Source organism: Methylobacterium planeticum (genome assembly GCF_008806345.1).
In the GTDB taxonomy this organism is placed as follows: Bacteria; Pseudomonadota; Alphaproteobacteria; order Rhizobiales; family Beijerinckiaceae; genus Methylobacterium; species Methylobacterium planeticum.
This window is the reverse complement of sequence record NZ_VZZJ01000021.1, coordinates 56,088-77,734: the sequence shown is the minus strand read 5'-3', so window position 1 is coordinate 77,734 and position 21,647 is coordinate 56,088. Positions and strand designations below refer to the sequence as shown.

Here is a 21,647-nt window from a genome sequence, read left to right as displayed (position 1 = left end):
GTTTGGGATGCGCCTCGCCCGGGGTCAAGGCCCCGGAGCGACGCGGGCGGGCGCCGCGTCAGGCCCGCTTCAGACGGGCGGCGGGCTTGCGGCCGGGCCGGTAGACCAGCATCGGCTCGGGGAAACCGTCGAGGACGTGCTCGCCGAGCGGCTCGGGATCGCCCCAGAGGAAATCCACGAAAGGCTTCGACATCAGCAGCGGCTCGCCGAGGGTCTTGTTGAGCCGGGCGATCCGGCTCGCGAGGTTCACGTCGCGGCCGATCACCGTGAAATCGAGGCGGGTGCCCGAGCCGACATTGCCGTAGGCGGCCTCGCCGTGGTGGAGCGCGATGCCGGCCGCCACGGGGTTGGCGAAGCGGCCGAGGTCGTTCGCCTCGTCGAGGGCGGCGAGCGCCGCCTGGGCTGCCGTGAGGGCGCCCTTGGCGGCGCCGCCGAGATCGTCGCCGGGCTCGCGGAAGATCGCCAGCAGGCCGTCGCCGAGATATTTCAGGACCTCGCCGCCCTCGCGCTCGATCGCCGGGACGAGGCAGTCGAAGAAGATGTTGAGGAGGTCGACCGCCTCCTCGGGTGTCATGTCGGCGGAGATGTGCGTGTAGTCGCGCATGTCCGCGAACAGGATCGCCGAGCGGATGCGCTGGACATGGCCGCGGCGGATCGAGCCCGACAGGATCGCCCGGTGCGGCTCGTCGCCGACATAGATCCGCAGCACCTGGTCGAGCTGCTTGTTGACGAGGCGCATCTCCATCACGGCCGCGAGAGTCGGCATGACGAAGCGCAGGATCGCGATGTGGTCGTCGCGAAAGCCGGTCGCGGACCGGGTCGCGAAGGTGATGCCGTTGCGCGCGCCGTTGGTGAAGATCAGCGGCGCCACGAGGTAATGGCGATAGCCCGCGGCCTTCAGCTCCGGCACGATCGCGTAGCGCTCGTCCGGCGTCTCGTCCAGATCGAGGCTCAGCCACTCGCCGGTCTGGTGGACGGTGTAGAACGGGCTCGCCCGGTAGGCGGTGTCGGAGGCCTCCCCGTGCGGGAACAGCCGCACGGTCGCCCCACCCTCGCGGCTCCACGAGCGGCCGACGCCGGCATATTCCGAGTGCAGGGTGTCGATGGCGGTGCTCGCCCGGTCCACCGGCACGTCGAGCTCGTTGAGCCGCTCGGCGAGACCGGCCAGGAGGTCGTCGGCCGCGAGCACGCGCGTGCCCTCGCTGAGCAGCCAGTCACGCAAGGCGACGCAATCCTGCATCAGGCCGAACGGCACGCCCTCCGCCTCCGACCCATCGGCTTGGGCGGTCGGCGAAGACGGCGACTTCTGCGGGCCAAGGTCGAGCATACGGCCAAGGTGGTGTGGCGGCGGGAACGCGGCAATGGTCGAGAACGGATTCGTAACGGCGAAACCTTACTGAGCGTTGCGCCGCCTCGTAAATGCAAGCGTCCGGGGAATCCCGAGACAAGATGCCGATCGGCGGTCGGGCAAGAAACCTTGCGTCGGTCTCCTGCCCGCCGATTCTTGGGGCGCCGCCTCAGTTGTCGAGGAAGCTTCGGAGCTTGCGCGACCGGCTCGGGTGCTTGAGCTTGCGCAGGGCCTTCGCCTCGATCTGGCGGATGCGCTCGCGGGTCACCGAGAACTGCTGCCCGACCTCCTCGAGGGTGTGGTCGGTGTTCATGCCGATGCCGAAGCGCATGCGCAGCACGCGCTCCTCGCGGGGCGTCAGCGAGGCGAGGACGCGGGTTGTGGTCTCGCGCAGGTTGCTCTGGATCGCCGCGTCGATCGGCAGGACGACGTTCTTGTCCTCGATGAAGTCGCCGAGGTGGCTGTCCTCCTCGTCGCCGATGGGCGTCTCCAGCGAGATCGGCTCCTTGGCGATCTTGAGGACCTTGCGGACCTTCTCCAGGGGCATCGCCAGCTTCTCGGCGAGCTCCTCCGGGGTCGGCTCGCGGCCGATCTCGTGCAGCATCTGGCGCGAGGTCCGGACGATCTTGTTGATCGTCTCGATCATGTGCACCGGGATGCGGATGGTGCGGGCCTGGTCGGCGATCGAGCGGGTGATCGCCTGCCGGATCCACCACGTGGCGTAGGTCGAGAACTTGTAGCCGCGGCGGTACTCGAACTTATCGACGGCCTTCATCAGGCCGATATTGCCCTCCTGGATCAGGTCCAGGAACTGCAGGCCGCGGTTGGTGTACTTCTTGGCGATCGAGATCACGAGGCGGAGATTGGCCTCGATCATCTCCTTCTTGGCCTGGCGGGCTTCGCGCTCGCCCTTCTGGACCATGTTGACGATCTTGCGGTACTCGCCGATCTCGAGGCCCGTCTCGGAGGCGAGCGTCAGGATCTGCTCGCGCAGCTGCGCGACCTGGTTGCCGCCCTTCTCGACGAGATTCTTCCAGCCCTTGCCGCCGAGGGTGCCGACGCGCTCCATCCAGTTCGGGTCGAGCTCCCAGCCCTGGTAGTGGCGCAGGAACTCCTCGCGGGCGACGCCGTGCGTCTCGGCGTAGCGCATCAGCCGGCCCTCGTGGGAGAGGAGCCGCTTGTTGATGTCGTAGAGCTGCTCGACCAGCGCCTCGATGCGGTTGTTGTTGAGGGACAGGGACTTCACGTCGACGACGACGATGTCCTTCAGCTCCTCGCGCTTCTTGTCCTGCCCGCTCGTGGCCTCGCCGCCGCCGGCCTTCAGCTCGGCATGCTCGTTCTGGAGGCGGCGCAGCTTGCGGTAATTGTCCGCGATGGCGTCGAAGGTCTCGAGGACGCGGGGCTTGATCTCGGCTTCCATCGCGGCGAGCGAGACGTTGTTCTCCATGTCGTCGTCGTCGTCGCCGCCCTCGGGGGGCGCCGGGGGCTCGCCGTCGGCGTCCTCCGCGTCCTCGCCCTCGGCGATCTGCGGCGCGTTCTTGCCGTCGGGCCCCGCATAGGTGGCCTCGAGATCGATGATGTCGCGCAGCAGCACCTTGCCGTCGACGAGCTCGTCGCGCCAGATGATGATGGCCTGGAAGGTCAGCGGGCTCTCGCAGAGGCCCGCGATCATCGCCTCGCGCCCCGCCTCGATGCGCTTGGCGATGGCGATCTCGCCCTCGCGGGAGAGGAGCTCCACCGAGCCCATCTCGCGCAGGTACATGCGCACCGGGTCGTCGGTGCGGTCGGTCGGCTCCTTGGTGGTGGTCGCGACGGCGACGGCGCGAGTCGGAGCGACCTCGGCCACCTCCGTGCCCTCGGCGCCGTCCTCGTCCTCTCCGGCCTCGGCGCCGGCCGGCCGCTCGCCGGCGGTGTCGTCCGTCTCCTCCGCCTCGACGACGTTGATGCCCATCTCCGAGAGCTGGGACAGCACGTCCTCGATCTGATCCGGGTCGGACTGGCCGTCGGGCAGGACCTCGTTGACTTCCTCGTAGGTGATGTAGCCGCGCTTCTTGGCGAGCTTCACCATACGCTTGACCGAGGCATCCGTCAGGTCGAGGAGCGGCCCGTCGGTCTGCTGCTCCGGAGCGGTGTCCGTCTCGTCCCGTTCAGTTGCCTTCGTCGCCATGATCAGCCTATTGTTTTCGTGGCAGCGTGATGCCGAAGCTTTCGGGCCGCCCCGCGCCATCGACGCCGCAATGCGTGTGAACCGCGGCCGGGTCACCCACCGACCGCTTCGATCTCAGATCCCGGTATGCAAGCAAGACGCTTGACCGATTGTTAACTATGCGGCGCCGGAGCGTCGCGTAACCCAGCCTTTGCACGAGCTTCAAGGCGCGGTCGAGTCGGTCGTCTCGGGCAAGTCCGTGTCAGCTTCCGCTCCGGCGATCACCGCCAAGCGCTCCTTGACGTCGCACAGCCACGCGAAGTTCGCCTCGGTTTCCTCGTCGACCAGTGCCCGCTCTGCCTGGCGAAGTTCGCTATTTAGCGCGCCGGCCTTGCGGTGCAAGATCACGGCCTGACGCAATGCGTCTTCCAGACGCACGGGATCGGCGTGCGGATCGAGGGCCCAGCGGTCACCGGGGCGCACCCGCGCCCCGAGCCGCCCGGCCGCCCCCTCGAGCCCGGCTCGGCCCAGGCGGTTCTCGACGACGGCCGCATCCGGCTGCGCCGCCTCGGCGGCCCGGTCGAGGAGGAACGAGCGCAGCGCGTTCGCGTCCGGGTCCTCGAGATCGAGCTCGGCCAGATCCTCTGCGCCGAGGCCCAGAAGCTCCGGGTGGGCGAGGAGGCTCGCGACGATCATCGCCTCCCGGGAGCTGCCGCTGCCGGCAAATCCGTTCGAGCGCGCGAGCTGCGCGCTCGGGCTCGCGGTCAGGCGCGGCGAGGGCGGCGGATCGCCCGGGCGCGGCCTCCGCTGGAAGCCGCCGGGCCGCCCGCCCGGCTGGTAGGGCGCACGCTGCGCGCTGGCGCGGGGCGACATGCCGCGCAGGCGCTCCTCGATCTCGTCGCGGTAGAAGCGGCGGACGGTCTCGTCGCGGATGCCCGCCACCATCTCGCGCAGGGTCTTGGCGAGGCCGGCGCGCCGCTCCGGCGTGTCGAGGGGACCGGCCTCGGTGGCGCGAGCCCACAGCACCTCGACCAGGGGCTTGGCCGATTCGAGCACCCGGTCGATCGCCGCCGGGCCGCCCGAGCGCAGCAGGTCGTCCGGGTCCTGGCCCTCCGGCAGGAGGGCGAACCGGAGCGAGCGGCCGGGCTCCAGCATCGGCAGCGCCACGTCGAGGGCCCGGAAGGCCGCGCGCTGGCCGGCCCCGTCCCCGTCGAAGCACAGGATCGGCTCGTCGGCATGGCGCCAGAGCAGGGCGAGCTGCTCCTCGGTGAGCGCGGTGCCGAGCGGCGCCACCGTGTTGGCGTGGCCCGCCATCGTCATGGCGATGACGTCGACGTAACCCTCGACCGCGATGAGCGTGCCGCGGTCATGCGCCGGCTTGCGGGCCTGGTTCAGATTGTAGAGTCCCTGCCCCTTGTGGAAGAGCGGCGTCTCGGGGGAGTTCAGGTACTTGGCCTTGGCATCCGCCTGCATGGCGCGCCCGCCGAAGGCGATGACCCGGCCCTGCACATTCGCGATCGGGAAGATGATGCGGTCGCGGAAGCGGTCGTAGGGGACCGCGATGCCCTCGCCGGAGACGAGGAGGCCGAGCTCGGCCATCAGGTCCTTCTCGACGTCCTTGCCCGCCAGGAAGTCGCGCAGACCGTAGCGGGCCCCCGGCGCGTAGCCGAGGCGGAAGCGGCTGCGGATCTCGTCGCCGAGGCCGCGCCTGTCGAGATAGGCGCGGGCAGTGGCGCCCGCCGGCCCCCGCAGCTGGTCCTCGAAATAGGCGGCCGCGAGCTCCATCACCTCGATGGCGCCCCGCCGCTTCGTCTCCATCTCGCGGGTGTCGGCGCTGGGCGCCGGCAGCACGACGCCGGCCTCCCCGGCCAGCCGCTCGACCGATTCCGGGAAGCTCAGTCCCTCCGTCTCCATCAGGAAGGTGAAGATGTCGCCATGCTTGCCCGATGAGAAGCAGTGGTAGAACTGCTTCTGGTCGTTCACGTAGAAGGAGGGCGACTTCTCGGCGTTGAACGGCGACAGCCCGCGCCACTCGCGGCCGGCCTTCTTCAGCTGCACGCGGCGGCCGACCACGTCGGAGGCCGGCAGCCGGGCGCGGATCTCTTCGAGCAGGTGGGGCGGGTAGCGCACGGGCTGCGGGGTCCGATCGATGAACCGCGAGCTATAGCGCAGTTGGCCTCGGCGAGTCCCGGGTCACCGGGACGCGCGGAGGCGGACCGCCGGGGGATTGCGGTGAGAACCCGGCCGCTCCCTCGATTCAGCCGCCCGCGAGCGCGGCCTTCACGAGGCCGCTCGCCTTGCCGAAATCCATCCGGCCCGCGTAGCGGCCCTTCAGGGCGCCGATGACCTTGCCCATGTCCTTCGGGCCGGCGGCGCCCGTCTCGGCGATGGCGGCGTCGATCGCGGCCTTGGTCTCGGCCTCGTCCATCTGCTGGGGCAGGAAGCCCGCGATGATGGCGACCTCCGCGCGCTCGTTCTCGGCGAGCTCGGGCCGGCCGCCCTGCTCGTAGACGGTGGCCGATTCAGTGCGCTGCTTGATCATCTTCTGCAGCAGCGCGAGCACGTCCTCGTCGCTCGCCGGCTCCTTGCCGAGGCCGCGGGCCTCGATGTCCTTGTCCTTCAGCGCCGCCTGGATCATCCGGACGGTGGCGAGCTTCGCCTTGTCGCCGGCCTTCATGGCCCCCTTCATCTCGACGGTGAAGCGCTCGCGCAACGACATGGCATGTCTCCATTTCGAAAATCCGTTGGGAGGCCTGCGATTTGCGCCGGTTGAGGGACCGGGACGCCGGGACCACATTGACCCCATCACGGCGCGCTCGGTATGAGCGCCGTACCTTACAAGCCACCCGCACGCGCTCCGCACGGGGCGCCGGGTCCGGCCGGACATAAGCGAGATCACGCCGATGCTGCAAGACGATGGCGCGCCCGCGCATCCCCGCTCCGCGCCCGAGCGCTCCGCACCGGAGCCCTGGGCCGAGCCCGTCGTCACCGCCCTCCTGGTGCTGGCGGACGGGACGGTGCTCGATGGCTTCGGCATCGGCCAGACCGGCGCCGCCGACGGCGAGGTCTGCTTCAACACCGCCATGACGGGCTACCAGGAGATCCTGACCGATCCCTCCTATGCCGGGCAGATCGTCACCTTCACCTTCCCGCATATCGGCAATGTCGGCACCAACGACGAGGACCTCGAGAGCCTCGACGCGGCCCCCGCCTCGGGCGTTCGCGGCGTGGTGATCGCCTCGGCGGTGACGCAGCCCTCGAACTGGCGCTCGTCGAGCCACCTCGACGCCTGGCTCAAGGCCCGCGGCATCGTCGGCATCACGGGCGTCGACACCCGCGCGCTGACCGCCCGCATCCGCGACCACGGCATGCCGAACGCCGTCATCGCCAACGACCCGGCGGGGACCTTCGACCGCGAGGCCCTGAAGGCGCGCGCGGCGGCGCTCGCGCCGATGGAGGGCCTCGACCTCGTGCCGCCGGTGACGAGCCGCGAATCCTCCGACTGGACCGAGACCGTCTGGGCGGTGAAGGGCGGCTACGGCAAGCGCGAGATCGGCAAGGGCTACCGCGTGGTGGCGATCGATTACGGGGTGAAGCGCAACATCCTGCGGCTTCTGGCCGAGGCCGGCTGCGACGTGACCGTGGTGCCCGCCACGACCAGCGCCGAGGCGATCCTCGCCCTCAAGCCCGACGGCGTCTTCCTGTCGAACGGCCCGGGCGACCCGGCCGCCACCGGCGCGTACGCCGTCCCGGTGATCCGGACGCTGCTTCAGGAGCGGGTGCCGACCTTCGGCATCTGCCTTGGCCACCAGCTCATGGGCCTCGCCCTCGGCGGCCGCACCGTCAAGATGGCGCAGGGCCATCACGGCGCGAACCACCCGGTGAAGGACAAGACCACCGGGAAGGTCGAGATCGTCTCGATGAACCACGGCTTCGCGGTCGACCCCCGGAGCCTGCCCGAGAACGCCGTCGAGACCCATGTCTCGCTGTTCGACGGCTCGAATTGCGGCCTGACCCTGAGCGACCGGCCGGCCTTCTCGGTGCAGCACCACCCCGAGGCCTCGCCGGGCCCGCGCGACAGCCACTACCTGTTCGAGCGCTTCGTGATGCTGATGCGCGAGAACAAGCCCGAGACCGCGATGCGCCAGGACTGAGCGCCCGCGGCGCCGCATTCGTGACGCCGGAGCCGTCTCCGGCGTCACAAAAAACCCGGCTTTGCTCGACATACCCCGCATCAACCGCCCGTTAACGACGATGCCACAACGTTCGTCGCGGGGCGCATGGCTGATTGACGGGGCTGGCGAATGACCTTGGACGACGCGCGCGACGACTTCTCGCGCCTGCATCGCATCTTCACCTTCCATCTCGGGGTCGCCGTCGGGCTCGCCTGGATGACCGCCCTCTACTCGGCCTGCTACGCGCCGTGGGTGCGCAACATCCGCGCCCTGCTCGACCCCGCGGGCCTCGACCGGGTCGAGAGCACCTGGTCCTTCCTGTTCGTGATGCCGGCGGTCCTGACGATCGCCTGGCTGACGGTGTTCTTCGGCCGCGAGGTGATGCGCCGGTCCCAGACCCTCTCGAACCTCGCCCTCGAATTCGCCGCAGCCGCCGCGGTCGCCTTCGGGGTGTTCTACCTCTCGATCGACCGGGCCGTCTCGGCCCTCTATATCGGCCTCTGAGGGCCCATAGCGGGCCCCGCCCGGGGGCCCGCGCCGACGCTGTGCCCGAGAGCCCGCTCCAGAGCCGTCAGGCCGGAGCCGCGCGAGGCCGGGGACGCGTCGCCGACGCGTCACACAAGGCACGGTCGCGCTCTTTCAAACGCGGTCGCCTGCGTGTACACGCGAGCCTCAACGACAATCGACGCCGCTTGCGCTCGCCTCGAAGCCGCCCGCTCCCGCGGCGCCGCGCGAGGTCGGGCGCGCGTGCGCATAAGCAACAAGGCGTCCGATGCCCAAGCGCACCGACATCTCCTCGATCCTGATCATCGGTGCGGGTCCGATCATCATCGGACAGGCCTGCGAGTTCGACTATTCGGGCACGCAGGCCTGCAAGGCCCTGCGCGAGGAAGGCTACCGGATCGTCCTCGTCAACTCGAACCCCGCCACCATCATGACCGATCCGGACATGGCGGACGCGACCTATGTCGAGCCCATCACCCCCGAGATCGTCGCCAAGATCATCGAGAAGGAGCGCCCTGACGCGATCCTGCCGACCATGGGTGGCCAGACCGCGCTGAACTGCGCCCTCTCGCTCCAGCGCATGGGCGTTCTGGAGAAGTTCGGCGTGCAGATGATCGGCGCGACCGCCGAGGCGATCGACAAGGCGGAGGACCGTCACCTCTTCCGCGACGCCATGACGAAGATCGGGCTCGAGACACCGAAATCCGCCCTCGCCAACGCCTCCGCGGCCAAGAAGGCCGACAAGCAGAAGCGCCTCTCGGAGATCGCCCAGATCGAGGCCGGGAATTCCGACCCGGAGGCCCGCCGGGTCGCCCTCGCGGCCTTCGAGAAGAAGTGGCAGGCCGGCGAGAGCGAGCGGCGCAAGCGCTACGGCGAGCACGCCCTCGGCCAGGCGCTGGTGGCGCTCGCCGAGGTCGGCCTGCCCGCCATCATCCGCCCGTCCTTCACCATGGGCGGCACCGGCGGCGGCATCGCCTATAACCGCGAGGAGTTCCTCGACATCGTGGAGCGGGGCATCGACGCCTCGCCCACGAACGAGGTCCTGATCGAGGAGAGCGTGCTCGGCTGGAAGGAATACGAGATGGAGGTCGTCCGCGACAAGGCGGACAACTGCATCATCGTCTGCTCCATCGAGAACATCGACCCGATGGGCGTCCATACGGGCGATTCGATCACCGTCGCCCCGGCCCTGACGCTCACCGACAAGGAGTATCAGGTGATGCGCGACGCCTCCCTCGCGGTGCTCCGCGAGATCGGCGTCGAGACCGGCGGCTCGAACGTGCAGTTCGCCATCGACCCGGCCACCGGCCGGATGATCGTGATCGAGATGAACCCGCGCGTCTCGCGCTCCTCGGCCCTGGCCTCGAAGGCCACCGGCTTCCCGATCGCCAAGGTCGCGGCCAAGCTCGCGGTCGGCTACACCCTGGACGAGATCGCCAACGACATCACGGGCGGCGCGACCCCGGCCTCCTTCGAACCGACGATCGACTACGTCGTCACCAAGATCCCCCGCTTCGCCTTCGAGAAGTTCCCCGGCGCCGAGCCGACGCTGACCACCGCCATGAAGTCGGTGGGCGAGGCGATGGCGATCGGCCGCTGCTTCGCGGAATCGCTGCAGAAGGCCCTGCGCTCCCTCGAGACCGGGCTCACCGGCCTCGACGACATCGAGATCGAGGGCCTCGGCAAGGGCGACGACCACAACGCCATCAAGGCCGCCATCGGCACGCCGACGCCGGACCGGCTCCTCAAGGTGGCACAGGCGCTGCGCCTCGGGGTCAGCCACGAGGAGGTCCACGCCTCCTGCAAGATCGACCCGTGGTTCCTGGAGCAGCTCCAGGCCATCGTCGACCTCGAGAACCGGGTCCGGGCCCACGGCCTGCCGACGACGCCGGGCGCCTTCCGACAGCTCAAGGCCGCGGGCTTCTCGGACGCGCGCCTCGCGGTCCTCACCGGCACCGAAGAGGCCGCGGTCTGCGCCAGGCGCCGGGCGCTGGACGTGCGCCCCGTCTTCAAGCGCATCGACACCTGCGCGGCCGAGTTCCAGGCGCCCACCGCCTACATGTACTCGACCTACGTCGCCCCCTTCGCCGGCACCGTCGCGGACGAGGCCCGGCCGACCGACGCCAGGAAGGTCATCATCCTCGGCGGCGGCCCGAACCGGATCGGCCAGGGCATCGAGTTCGACTATTGCTGCTGCCACGCCTGCTTCGCGCTGTCGGACGCGGGCTACGAGACCATCATGGTCAACTGCAACCCGGAGACGGTCTCGACCGACTACGACACCTCCGACCGGCTCTATTTCGAGCCCCTGACGCAGGAGGACGTGCTCGAGATCATCGAGACGGAGCGGCAGGCCGGCACGCTGCACGGCGTGATCGTGCAGTTCGGCGGGCAGACGCCCCTGAAGCTGGCGCGGGCGCTCGAGGCCGCGGGCGTGCCGATCCTCGGCACCTCCCCGGACGCCATCGACCTCGCCGAGGACCGCGACCAGTTCAAGCGCCTCCTCGACAAGCTCGGGATGAAGCAGCCGAAGAACGGCATCGCCTACTCGGTGGAGCAGAGCCGGCTCGTCGCCGCCGATCTCGGGCTGCCCTTCGTGGTGCGGCCGAGCTACGTCCTCGGCGGCCGCGCCATGGCGATCATCCGCGACGAGACGCAGTTCGCCGATTACCTGCTCGACACCCTGCCGAGCCTGATCCCCTCCGAGGTCAAGGCCCGCTACCCGAACGACAAGACCGGCCAGATCAACACGGTACTGGGCAAGAACCCGCTCCTGTTCGACCGCTACCTGTCTGACGCGGTCGAGATCGACGTCGACGCGGTCTGCGACGGGACCGACGTGTTCATCGCCGGGATCATGGAGCATATCGAGGAGGCGGGCATCCACTCGGGCGATTCCGCCTGCTCGCTGCCCTCGCGCTCCCTCTCGCCCGAGACCGTGGCCGAGCTCGAGCGCCAGACCAAGGCGATGGCGCTGGCCCTCAAGGTCGGCGGCCTGATGAACGTCCAGTACGCCATCAAGGACGGGACCATCTACGTGCTCGAGGTGAACCCGCGGGCTTCGCGCACGGTGCCCTTCGTCGCCAAGGTGATCGGCGAGCCCATCGCCAAGATCGCGGCCCGCGTGATGGCGGGCGAGTCCCTCTCGAGCTTCGGCCTGAAGCCGAAGACGCTGGCGCATATCGCCGTGAAGGAAGCGGTCTTCCCCTTCGCCCGCTTCCCCGGCGTCGACGTGCTGCTCGGGCCCGAGATGCGCTCCACCGGCGAAGTGATCGGCCTCGACGGCGGCTTCGGCGTCGCCTTCGCCAAGAGCCAGCTCGGCTCGGGCACGCAGGTTCCGAAGAGCGGCACGGTCTTCGTCTCGGTGCGCGACGCCGACAAGCAGCGCATCCTGCCCTCGATCCAGCTGCTCGCCGGCCTCGGCTTCTCGGTGCTGGCGACGGGGGGCACACAGCGCTTCCTCGTGGAGAACGGCGTGCCGACGGAGCGCATCAACAAGGTTCTGGAGGGCCGACCGCACGTGGTCGACGCCATCAAGAACGGCGACATCCAGCTCGTCCTGAACACCACCGAGGGAGCCGGTGCGCTGTCCGACTCCCGGTCCCTTCGGCGGGCGGCCCTCTTGCATAAAGTGCCGTACTACACCACTCTAGCCGGCGCGATGGCGGCGGCCGAGGGGATCAAGGCCTACCTCGAGGGCGATCTTCAGGTCCGCGCCTTGCAGGAATACTTCGCGGCCTGAACCTACTGAGCGGCCAGCGCATTTCGCGCCTGCCGCGGCGTCCGGGGTTCGGAGCCTTTCCAACATGGCCCGGAGGGAGCGAAGGCGTTCCCGGCCGGGCCTATTCATTGTGGCGCGAGACGATGGCGATAGACAAGGTTCCGATCACGGTGCGTGGCTTCGCGGCCCTCGAGGAGGAGCTCAAGCACCGCCAGCAGGTCGAGCGGCAGCGCATCATCCAGGCGATCGCCGAGGCGCGGGCGCTGGGTGATCTCTCGGAGAATGCCGAGTATCACGCCGCCAAGGAGGCGCAGTCCCACAACGAGGGGCGCGTGCTCGAACTCGAGAGCATGATCTCGCGCGCCGAGATCATCGACGTCACCAAGCTGTCGGGCAACAAGATCAAGTTCGGCGCGACCGTGAAGCTCGTCGACGAGGATACCGAGGAAGAGAAGACCTACCAGATCGTCGGCGAGCCCGAGGCCGACGTGCGCTCGGGCCGGGTCTCCATCACCTCGCCGATCGCCCGCGCGCTGATCGGCAAGGGCGTGGGCGACACCGTCGAGGTCACGACGCCCGGCGGCGGCAAGTCCTACGAGGTCGTCGGCGTCCAGTACGGCGCCTGAGCCGATGCACCCGACACGCCGCCCGCGCATGCGCCGGCTCGCCGCGGGATTGCGCGGAGCCGCCCTCGCGCTCGGCCTCGCCGCATCCGGCGGGGCGGCGCGGGCCAGCGACTTCCCGAGCCTGAACGGCGAGCGCTTCGCCGACGTGCGCGTCGATGTCCGTCCCCTGATCGCGCAGGGCAACGGCCCGCAGGCCGAGGCGCTGCGGGCCGACCTGACGGCGGCGCTCCGGCGCAGCTTCGCCGACAGACTCGGCGGCCGGGGACCGAGCCTCGTGGTGCTGATCCGCGGCCTGTCGCTGCGCCCCTACGCGGGCAGCGACCGGGCGGGCCGCGGCTTCGGCGGCGGCACCCAGAACGACTACCTGGAGGGGGAGGCCCTGCTGGTGGGGCGGCGCGGCGAGATCCTCGGGCGCCATCCCCAGCTCACCGCGACCCCGTCGAGCTTCGGCGGTGCCTGGTACGACCCCGCCTCCGAGCGCCGCCGCGTCACGGCCATCGCGGAGATCTACGCCGAGTGGCTGCGCCGCCAGCTTCCCGTCGACTGAGACCCGTGGCTGACGCGCTCGCAAGCCGGCCCGCGACGGATCCCGCCGCCACGGCCGCCCCCCCGCCCCTCGCCGCCGCCCGGATCTGGATCGTCACCGACGGCAAGGCCGGCGACGAGAACCAGTGCGTCGGCATCGCCGAGACCCTCGGCCTCGCCTACGAGATCCGCCGCGTGCCGGCGCGCGGGCCCTTCGGCTGGACCGCGCCCTGGGGCCCGATCGACCCGCGCGAGGCGCCGGGCCGCCGCAGCGGCGCGCTGTCGGGGGCCTTCCCCGACATCCTGATCGCCTCGGGCCGGCGCGCGGTCCCCTATCTGCGCGCCGTCCGCCGCGCCAGCGCGGGGCGCACCTTCACGGCCTTCCTCAAGGATCCGCGCACCGGGCACGACAGCGCCGACTTCATCTGGGTTCCGGATTACGACGACCTGCGCGGGCCCAATGTCTTCACGACCCTGACGGCCCCCCATCTCGTGACCCCGACCCGGATCGCCGCGGCCCGGGCCGAGCCCGATCCCCGGCTGGCGGTCCTCGGCGGCCCCCGGGTTGCGGTGCTGATCGGCGGCGACAGCCGCCACCTGAGCTACCGCAAGGCCGACATGAAGCGGCTGGTCAACGACCTGCGCAAGCTCGCCGATGCCGGCTGCCGCCTGATGGTGACCGTGTCGCGGCGCACCCCCGGGCCCCTCAGCGAGGCCCTGCGCAAGCTCGTCGCCGGCACCGGCGGCTTCTTCTGGGACGGCACCGGCCAGAACCCCTACGTCGCCATGCTGGCGCTCGCCGAGACCGTGGTGGTGACCTCCGATTCCGCCAACATGGTCAGCGAGGCGGTCAGCACCGGCGCCCCGGTTCTGCTGTTCGACCTTCCGCGTACCTATATCCGTCATCGCCGCATGTTCGCGGGTCTCGCGATGGCCGGTGCGCTCAAGCCCTTCATCGGTCGTTTGGAGCCCCTGGAGTACAAGCCGATCGACGCGACGCCCGTGATCGCGCGGGCGCTGGCAGAGGCCTACGCGGCGCATCGCACGGCGCGCTGACGCCCCGAGGAGTTGAGGACGATATGGCCCATACCCACGCCAAGCTCGTAATCATCGGTTCCGGGCCGGCCGGCTACACGGCCGCGATCTACGCAGCCCGCGCCATGGTCGAGCCCCTGCTGATCTCCGGCTTCCAGCCGGGCGGGCAGCTGATGATCACCACCGATGTCGAGAATTACCCGGGCTTCGCCGAGGCGATCCAGGGCCCGTGGCTGATGGAGCAGATGCGGCTCCAGGCCGAGCATGTCGGCACCCGGATCGTCTCGGAATACATCACCAAGGTCGACCTGAAGACCCGGCCGTTCCGCCTCGAGGCGGATTCGGGCGAGACCTATTCCTGCGATTCGCTGATCATCGCGACCGGCGCCCAGGCCAAGTGGCTCGGCATCCCCTCGGAGGCGAAGTTCCAGGGCGGCGGCGTCTCGGCCTGCGCCACCTGCGACGGCTTCTTCTTCCGGGGCAAGGAGGTCGCGGTCGTCGGCGGCGGCAACACCGCGGTCGAGGAGGCGCTCTACCTCGCCAATCTCGCCAGGAAGGTCACGGTCATCCATCGCCGCGGCGAGTTCCGGGCGGAGCGCATCCTGCAGGAGCGCCTGTTCAAGCACCCGAACGTCGAGGTGCGCTGGCACCAGGCCATCGAGGAGATCTGCGGCGAGACCCAGCCGGCGCCGGGCGTCACGCATTTGCGCCTCAAGGACACCCGCACGGGCGAGATCTCGGAGCTGAAGGCCGACGGTATCTTCGTCGCCATCGGTCACAAGCCCGCCACCGAGATCTTCGAGGGCCAGCTGCCGATGCGCCACGGCGGCTACCTCACGGTGCGGCCGGGCACGACCGAGACCGAGATCGCGGGCGTCTTCGCGGCGGGCGACGTCACCGACGACGTCTACCGGCAGGCGATCACGGCGGCCGGGATGGGCTGCATGGCCGCCCTCGAGGCCGAGAAGTTCCTGGCCAATCTCGAGATCGGCGAGAGCCCGCAGCAGGCCGCTGCCGAGTGATTCGCGAACGCGCCCGATCGGGCGCGTTTCCGGCGCGCGGGCGGGATTTCCAGGCTCGCGCGAGGCATCCGCTCCGCGTCGTCAACAATAACTTCGCAAATGGACTTGCCTAGCGCCGCAACGAAATCGCAAGAGGGAAGTCCTATCCTCGCGGTGTCGGCTCGCGCCGGCGCCGTCTCGTCCCGGATCTGGCGCCTCGGACCATGCGGTCGCGGCCGCGAATGCTTGGGGTGGGTGCGGGAGCAGGGTGACGGGGGCACGCTCCATCCGGCGGCGAGGGCCGGCGGCGTGGCGGGCGAGCCCGCGGCACCGGTTCGGGTTCGGGAGTTTACGCCGTGGATTGGGACAAGATCCGGATCTTCCTCAACGTGGCGGAGGCCGGCAGCTTCACGCGGGCGGGCGACGATATCGGCCTCAGCCAATCGGCCGTGAGCCGGCAGATCAGCGCCCTGGAGCGCGAGCTGAAGGCGCCCCTGTTCCACCGGCACGCCCGCGGCCTGATCCTCACCGAGCAGGGCGACCTCCTGTTCCGCGCCGCCCGGGACATGAAGCTGCGCCTGGAGAACACCAAGGCCCGCCTCGTCGAGACGAGCGAGCGCCCCTCCGGCGACCTCCGGGTGACGACCACGGTGGGGCTCGGCACCGCCTGGCTCGCCCAGCGGGTGGCCGAATTCCTGGACCTCTTCCCGGATGTGCGCATCGAGCTGATCCTCACCAACGAGGAGCTCGATCTCGCCATGCGCGAGGCGGACGTGGCGATCCGCATGCGGCGCCCGGCCCAGCCGGACCTGATCCAGCGCCGGCTCTTCACCGTGCATTATCACGCCTTCGCGAGCCCCGATTACATCAAGCGGTTCGGGGAGCCCAAGAACATCGACGACCTCGACAACCACCGTCTCGTCTCGTTCGGGGGCAACGAGCCCTCCTACCTGCTGGCGGCGCACTGGCTCGCGAGCGTCGGTCGGGACGGGCGCGAGCGGCGGCCGATCCACTTCACGGTGAACAACGTCGCGGCGCTGCAACTCGCGATGGAGACCGGCGCCGGCATCGGCATCCTGCCGGACTACGCCATCGACGGGGACGACAGTCTGGTCCAGGTCCTGCGCGACAGCGAGATGCCGAGCCTGGAGAGCTACCTCGTCTACGCCGAGGAGATGCGCACGGTCGCCCGCGTCCAGGCGTTCCGCGATTTCCTGGTGACCAAGGCCCAGCGCTGGACCTACTGAGCGCCCTCCCCCCGGGGCCGCGCCGCCGGTCGGCGGGCCCGGGGGCGGCGACGCGGGCTCAGACGAACAGGCGCTCCTTCTCCAGCCCCTTGTAGAGGCCGGCGACCTGCTCGCCGTAGCCGTTGTAGATCAGCGTCGGCACCCTCTGGTCGGTGCCGAGGACGCGCTCGCTCGCCTGGCTCCAGCGCGGATGCGACACGGCCGGGTTCACGTTCGCCCAGAAGCCGTACTCGGCGGCCTGCAGCCCCTCCCAGAAGGTCTTCGGGCGCTCGGCCACGAAGGAGACCTTCACCAGCGATTTTGCGGATTTGAAGCCGTATTTCCACGGCACCGCGAGGCGGATCGGCGCGCCGAACTGGTTCGGGAGCGGCTTCCCGTAGACGCCGGTCACCAGGAAGGCGAGGTCGTTGCCGGCCTCCGCCAGGGTCAGTCCCTCGATATAGGGCCAGGGGTAGAAGAACTGCCGCTGGCCCGGCGCCATCGCCTTGTCGAGGAAGGTCTGGAACTGGACGTACTTCGCCCCGGAGGTCGGCTTGGCAAGCGCCACGAGCTTCGAGAGCGGGAAGCCCGTCCAGGGCACCGCCATCGACCAGGCCTCGACGCAGCGGTGGCGGTAGAGGCGCTCCTCCAGGCCCATCGTCCTGACGAGGTCCTCGACCCCGATCTCGAACGGCTTCTCGACGAGGCCGTCGATCTTGATGGTCCAGGGGTCGGTCTTCAGAGCGTTCGCAGCCGGCAGCACCGTCTTGGACGTGCCGAACTCGTAGAAGTTGTTGTAGTCGCCGCTGTAGCGCTCCGGCGTGACCGGCCGGTCGAGGGTGTAGGCGGCGTTCTGCGCGGCCGGGTAGGCGCCGGAACCCGCCGCCGCGAAGGCGCGGTCCCCGAAGGCGGAGGCCGCCATCAGGCCCGCGGCGGCGCCGAGCAGGCTGCGGCGGCTCAGGAAGGCCGCCTCGGGCGTTGCGAGATGCTCGGGGATCTCCCAGCCGCGCTGACGCTTGATGTGCATGCTTCATCCTCCGGGCGCCCGGTGCGGTGCGGTCCCGCGCCGCATCCGATGCGCGGGCGCCGGCCACTCACGGGGCGAGTCTGATCCTGCCTCGCCGTTCGGCGGGGCTGAGCGCGGGTTACGCGGGGCGGGGCCGGAAAGTTCGCGCCGGACCCGCGTCGCGGCGACGCGGGCCGATGGCCCGGCACGGCCTCACGCGGCCGGGTGGTCCTCGCGCAGGGCCCGGCGCAGCACCTTGCCGACATTCGTCTTCGGCAGCGTCTCGTGGAAGACCACCTGGCGCGGCACCTTGTAGCCCGTGAGCTGCTGCCTTGCATGGGCCCGGATCACGTCCGGCGTCACGCTCTTGTCGCGCAGGACGACATGCGCCACCACCATCTCGCCCGTCTCCGGATAGGGCGCGCCGACGACGGCGCATTCCAGGATGGCGGGGTGGGCGGCGAGCACGTCCTCGACCTCGTTCGGATAGACGTTGAAGCCGGAGACGAGGATCATGTCCTTCATCCGGTCGACGATCCGCACCTGGCCGTCCGCCTCCATCACGGCGACGTCCCCGGTGCGGAAGAAGCCGTCCTCGGTGGTGGCGCGGGCGGTCTCGTCGGGGCGGTTCCAGTAGCCCTTCATCACCTGCGGCCCCCGGACGCAGATCTCGCCCGCCACGCCCGGCGCCACCGGCATGCCGTCCGGCCCGCGGATCGAGACCTCGGTCGAGGGCAGCGGATAGCCGATCGTGCCCGACCATTCCTTGAGCCGGTACGGGTTCACGCAGACGACGGGCGAGGTCTCCGACAGGCCGTAGCCCTCGATGATGGTCTGCCCGGTGGCGGCCTTCCATTTGGCCGCGACGGCCTTCTGCACCGCCATCCCGCCCGCCACCACGTAGTCGACGTGCGAGAAGTCGACCGTGCCGATCTTCGGGTGGTTCACCAGCAGGTTGAACAGGGTGTTCACGCCGGAGACGTGCGTGAAGCGGCTCTTCGACAGGGTCTTGATGAAGCCGTCCGCGTCGCGCGGGTTCGGGATCAGCAGGCAGCAGCCGCCGAAGCGCATGAAGAAGAAGAAGCAGCAGGTCAGCGCGAAGATGTGATAGAGCGGCAGGGCCGTCACCATGGTGCGGCCGCCGGCCTCGGCATCGGTCGCCTCGAACCAGAGCTGGCTCTGCTCGACATTGGCCATGATGTTGCGGTGGGTCAGCATCGCCGCCTTGGCGACACCGGTGGTGCCCCCGGTATATTGCAGGAAGGCGATGTCGTCCGGCGCGACCGCGACGCGCTGGCGGGCCATGCCCCGGCCCTGCTTCACCGCGGCGAGGAAGCGCGTGGTCCGGGCGGGCGGCAGCGCGAAGGCCGGCACCGCCTTCTTGAGGTGGCGGGAGGCGAGATCGATGATCCTGCCCTTCAGCCCGAGGCCGTCCCCCGGCCCCGCCACCACGATGCGCTCGAGGCGCTCGAGGCGCGGCAGGCTCGACAGGCTGGCCGCGACCGTGTGGGCGAAGTTCTCCAGCACGAACAGGGCGCGCGCGCCCGAATCCTCGAGCTGCGCCGTGAGTTCGCGGGGCGTATAGAGCGGGTTGACGTTGACGACGGTGCAGCCCGCGATCAGCGTCCCGAACAGGGCGACCGCGTAGGCCGGCACGTTCGGCATCATGATGGCGACGCGGTCGCCCTTGCCGAGCCCCTGCCCCTGCAGCCAGGCGGCGAGCGCCTCCGAGGTGGCGCCGAGCGCCCCGTAGCTCACCGACTTGCCGAAGCAGGTCACCGCCGGGCGGGCGGCGTAGCGGGCGATGCTGGTCTCGAACAGGTCGACCAGCGTGCCCAGCCGCTCGACATCGATCTCCGCGGGCAGGCCCGGCGGATAGGCGGACAACCACGGGCGCGTGGCTCGGCAATCCTGGATCATCGCGATCCTCCCTGATGACGCGGCAGCATGGGTCTGCCTTCGGGTTATGGCCCCGTTGAGTCCCGGCTTAACGGGAGCGGGGTGGTTCGATCAAGGGGATTACTGGTTCGAGTATGTGAAAGCGCGGTGACCAGCACGCTGTGCGGCAGGAAGGCCTGAATCAGCAGCGCGGCCGAAATTCCGAATTCCGGTATGGTGAGCGCCCGGCGCGGCCAGGGGCCGATCCCGGCCTCGCGCGCGAGCCCCAGCACCCCGAGGGCGAACCACAGGGCGCAGAAGCCGAGGGCGAGACGCAGGGTGCCGGCCGCCAGCGCGCGCCCCCAGCCCGCCTTCGGGCGCAGGGGACGGTTCGTCAGCACGACGCCGAGCCCGAGGGCGGTGCCGTAGCTCACGGCCGCCGCCGCGGCGCCGAGGGCGTAGGCGAGCCACATCGGCGACTGATTTAGGAACGCGATGCCGCCGGTGGCGAAGGCGCTGCGCAGGACCGCGCCGCCGAAGGTCGGGTAGAGGCCGAGCGCCAGGACCAGCGCGACACCCACGCTCGCCCCCAGGATGCGCCGGGCGGGGCCGGCGCGCCCGGGCCCCGCCGCGACGGCGAGGATGCGGACGAGCGCGTAGACCAGCGCGAAGGCGAAGAGCGGGTAGCGGTCGAGGAAGAAGCCGTAGAAGGCGAGCTCGATCCGCGGCGGCAGCGCGACGCGCTGATCGAATCCCGTCGCGGCCACGAGGGCGAGGGCCAGCAAGGTGGCGGCGAGGGGCGCGGCGGACACGGCGACGGTCGCGGCTCTCATGCGGCCTCATCGGTGGCGGACGGACGAAGGATGGCTCCGCCCGACGCGGCGCGGAAGCCCCGGGACGTGTTCGGCCGCATCGATCGCCCCGATGGCCGGGCGACGGCCGCGAAGGCCCGGCCTACCGGGCCTCGTAGTGCTCGCGCACCAGCCGGTCGAGGAGGCGCACGCCCCAGCCGGCGCCCCAGCTCCGGTTGATCTCGTTGGCGCTCGAGGACATGCCGACGCCGGCGATGTCGAGATGGGCCCAGGGCACGTCGTTCACGAAGCGCTTGATGAAGGTGGCGGCCGTCGCCGCCCCCCCGTGGCGCCCGCCGGTGTTCTTCATGTCGGCGAACTTCGAGTCGATCGCCTTGTCGTAGGCGGGGATCAGGGGCATCCGCCAGACCTTCTCACCGGTGGCCTCGCCGGCCGCCGTGATCCGGGCCGCGAGGTCGTCGTCGTTCGAGAACAGGCCCGCGATGTCCTGGCCGAGGGCCACGATGATGGCGCCCGTCAGCGTCGCGAGGTCGATCATGAATTTCGGCTTGTAGGTGCCCTGGACGTGCCAGATCACGTCCGCCAGCACGAGGCGGCCCTCGGCGTCGGTGTTGATGACCTCGATGGTCTGACCCGACATCGAGGTGACGATGTCGGAGGGGCGGTAGGCGGCGCCGTCCGGCATGTTCTCGACGATGCCGATGGCGCCCACGACGTTGACCTTGGCCTTGCGGCTCGCCAGGGCGTGAAGGGTGCCGACGACGGCGGCCGCGCCGCCCATGTCGCCCTTCATGTCCTCCATGCCGCCGGCCGACTTGATCGAGACGCCGCCGGAATCGAACACCACGCCCTTGCCGATCAGCGCGACGGGCGGGTCCGAGCGGTCGGCCGCGCCGTTCCAGCGCATCACCACGATGCGGGGCTCGCGGGCCGAGCCCTGCGCCACCGCGAGGATCGCCCCCATCTCGAGTTCGCGCATCCTGGCGGGGTCGATGATCTCGACCTCGACCCCGAGCTTCGACAGCTCGGCGGCGCGGCGGGCGAACTCCTCGGGGAAGAGTACGTTCGGCGGCTCGTTGATGAGGTCGCGGGCCAGCACCACGCCCTCGGCGACGGCCTCGCCCGCCTTGGCGGCGGCCTCCGCGCCCGCGGGCTCGGCGAGCATCAGGGTCAGGCTGGTGCCACCGTTCTCGTCGGCATCGGGCTTCTTCTTGGTCTTGTAGCGGTCGAAGCTGTAGCTGCGCAGGCGGGCGCCGAGCGCGAACTCCCCCGCGTTCTCGCCGCTGACCTGGGCGCCCGGCCAATCGAGGAGCACCCGCGCGGTGCGGCCGGAGACCTTGCCGGCGGTGAAGCCGCCGAGCACCGGCCAGTCGAGCTTGGCCCGGTCCTTCTCGGTGCCGAGGCCGACGACCACGAGACGGTCGGCCTCGATGCCGGCCGGCGCCGGCAGGGTCAGCGCCGTGAGGGAGCGGCCCTTGAAGCGCTCGCTGGCGGTCGCGCGTGCCACGAGGTCCGCGCCGGCGGAGCCGAGAACGTCGCGGGCCGCGCCGCTGAGGGACAGATCGTCGCCGACGAACACCACGAGATCGCCGGGGCCTGCCGGGCCGACCGGCCCGAAGCTGATGGTGATGCCGTCCGCCATGT

Annotated in this window: 16 protein-coding genes; 8 read left to right on the top strand and 8 right to left on the bottom strand. The window is 70.2% G+C overall.

Annotation, left to right across the window (positions count from 1 at the left end; translation table 11 throughout):
* Positions 1 to 58 precede the first annotated feature (58 nt).
* The 4 genes from F6X51_RS20540 to F6X51_RS20525 form a co-directional block, all read right to left on the bottom strand.
* A complete protein-coding gene (locus tag F6X51_RS20540) occupies positions 59 to 1,327 on the bottom strand; it encodes an adenylate/guanylate cyclase domain-containing protein (protein ID WP_150965539.1) in 1,269 nt (422 codons plus the stop codon).
* A gap of 190 nt (positions 1,328 to 1,517) precedes the next feature.
* Positions 1,518 to 3,515, bottom strand: coding sequence for an RNA polymerase sigma factor RpoD (gene rpoD, locus F6X51_RS20535; protein WP_150965538.1), 1,998 nt, complete (start codon positions 3,513 to 3,515; stop codon positions 1,518 to 1,520).
* 201 nt (positions 3,516 to 3,716) lie between these two features.
* Positions 3,717 to 5,624 (bottom strand): DNA primase, encoded by a 1,908-nt coding sequence (gene dnaG, locus F6X51_RS20530; RefSeq protein WP_150965537.1) that lies wholly within the window; start codon positions 5,622 to 5,624, stop codon positions 3,717 to 3,719.
* Positions 5,625 to 5,751: 127 nt separating this feature from the next.
* Positions 5,752 to 6,213, bottom strand: a complete 462-nt coding sequence (locus tag F6X51_RS20525; RefSeq protein WP_150965536.1) for a GatB/YqeY domain-containing protein — start codon at positions 6,211 to 6,213, stop codon at positions 5,752 to 5,754.
* A 184-nt stretch (positions 6,214 to 6,397) separates the two neighbouring features.
* On the opposite strand from F6X51_RS20525, the gene carA reads away from it, so the two are divergent.
* The 8 genes from carA to F6X51_RS20485 all read left to right on the top strand — a co-directional run bounded on the left by carA (position 6,398) and on the right by F6X51_RS20485 (position 16,328).
* Positions 6,398 to 7,648, top strand: a complete 1,251-nt coding sequence (carA, locus tag F6X51_RS20520; protein WP_150965535.1) for a glutamine-hydrolyzing carbamoyl-phosphate synthase small subunit — start codon at positions 6,398 to 6,400, stop codon at positions 7,646 to 7,648.
* A 150-nt stretch (positions 7,649 to 7,798) separates the two neighbouring features.
* Entirely contained in the window at positions 7,799 to 8,173 is a 375-nt protein-coding gene (locus tag F6X51_RS20515; RefSeq protein WP_150965534.1) for a hypothetical protein, read from the top strand.
* A 268-nt stretch (positions 8,174 to 8,441) separates the two neighbouring features.
* Positions 8,442 to 11,915: a carbamoyl-phosphate synthase large subunit gene (carB, locus tag F6X51_RS20510; RefSeq protein WP_150965533.1), complete on the top strand. Its 3,474-nt coding sequence runs from the start codon at positions 8,442 to 8,444 to the stop codon at positions 11,913 to 11,915.
* Positions 11,916 to 12,043: 128 nt separating this feature from the next.
* Positions 12,044 to 12,520: a transcription elongation factor GreA gene (gene greA, locus F6X51_RS20505; protein WP_191970193.1), complete on the top strand. Its 477-nt coding sequence runs from the start codon at positions 12,044 to 12,046 to the stop codon at positions 12,518 to 12,520.
* A 28-nt stretch (positions 12,521 to 12,548) separates the two neighbouring features.
* A complete protein-coding gene (locus tag F6X51_RS20500; protein ID WP_191970191.1) occupies positions 12,549 to 13,067 on the top strand; it encodes a hypothetical protein in 519 nt (172 codons plus the stop codon).
* A 5-nt stretch (positions 13,068 to 13,072) separates the two neighbouring features.
* Entirely contained in the window at positions 13,073 to 14,101 is a 1,029-nt protein-coding gene (locus F6X51_RS20495) for a mitochondrial fission ELM1 family protein (protein WP_407658655.1), read from the top strand.
* 23 nt (positions 14,102 to 14,124) lie between these two features.
* On the top strand, positions 14,125 to 15,102 hold the full coding sequence (gene trxB / locus F6X51_RS20490) for a thioredoxin-disulfide reductase (protein WP_150965531.1): 978 nt from the start codon (positions 14,125 to 14,127) through the stop codon (positions 15,100 to 15,102).
* 335 nt (positions 15,103 to 15,437) lie between these two features.
* Entirely contained in the window at positions 15,438 to 16,328 is an 891-nt protein-coding gene (locus F6X51_RS20485; protein ID WP_150965530.1) for a LysR family transcriptional regulator, read from the top strand.
* A 58-nt stretch (positions 16,329 to 16,386) separates the two neighbouring features.
* Here the strand turns inward: F6X51_RS20485 and msrP are convergent, their stop codons facing one another.
* The 4 genes from msrP to F6X51_RS20465 all read right to left on the bottom strand — a co-directional run bounded on the left by msrP (position 16,387) and on the right by F6X51_RS20465 (position 21,645).
* Complete coding sequence (msrP, locus tag F6X51_RS20480) at positions 16,387 to 17,334, bottom strand: protein-methionine-sulfoxide reductase catalytic subunit MsrP (protein ID WP_150965529.1); 948 nt, start codon at positions 17,332 to 17,334, stop codon at positions 16,387 to 16,389.
* A gap of 192 nt (positions 17,335 to 17,526) precedes the next feature.
* On the bottom strand, positions 17,527 to 19,233 hold the full coding sequence (locus tag F6X51_RS20475; protein WP_150965528.1) for an AMP-binding protein: 1,707 nt from the start codon (positions 19,231 to 19,233) through the stop codon (positions 17,527 to 17,529).
* A 44-nt stretch (positions 19,234 to 19,277) separates the two neighbouring features.
* A complete protein-coding gene (locus F6X51_RS20470) occupies positions 19,278 to 20,024 on the bottom strand; it encodes a hypothetical protein (protein ID WP_150965527.1) in 747 nt (248 codons plus the stop codon).
* A gap of 121 nt (positions 20,025 to 20,145) precedes the next feature.
* A complete protein-coding gene (locus F6X51_RS20465) occupies positions 20,146 to 21,645 on the bottom strand; it encodes a leucyl aminopeptidase (RefSeq protein WP_150965526.1) in 1,500 nt (499 codons plus the stop codon).
* Positions 21,646 to 21,647: the final 2 nt, after the last annotated feature.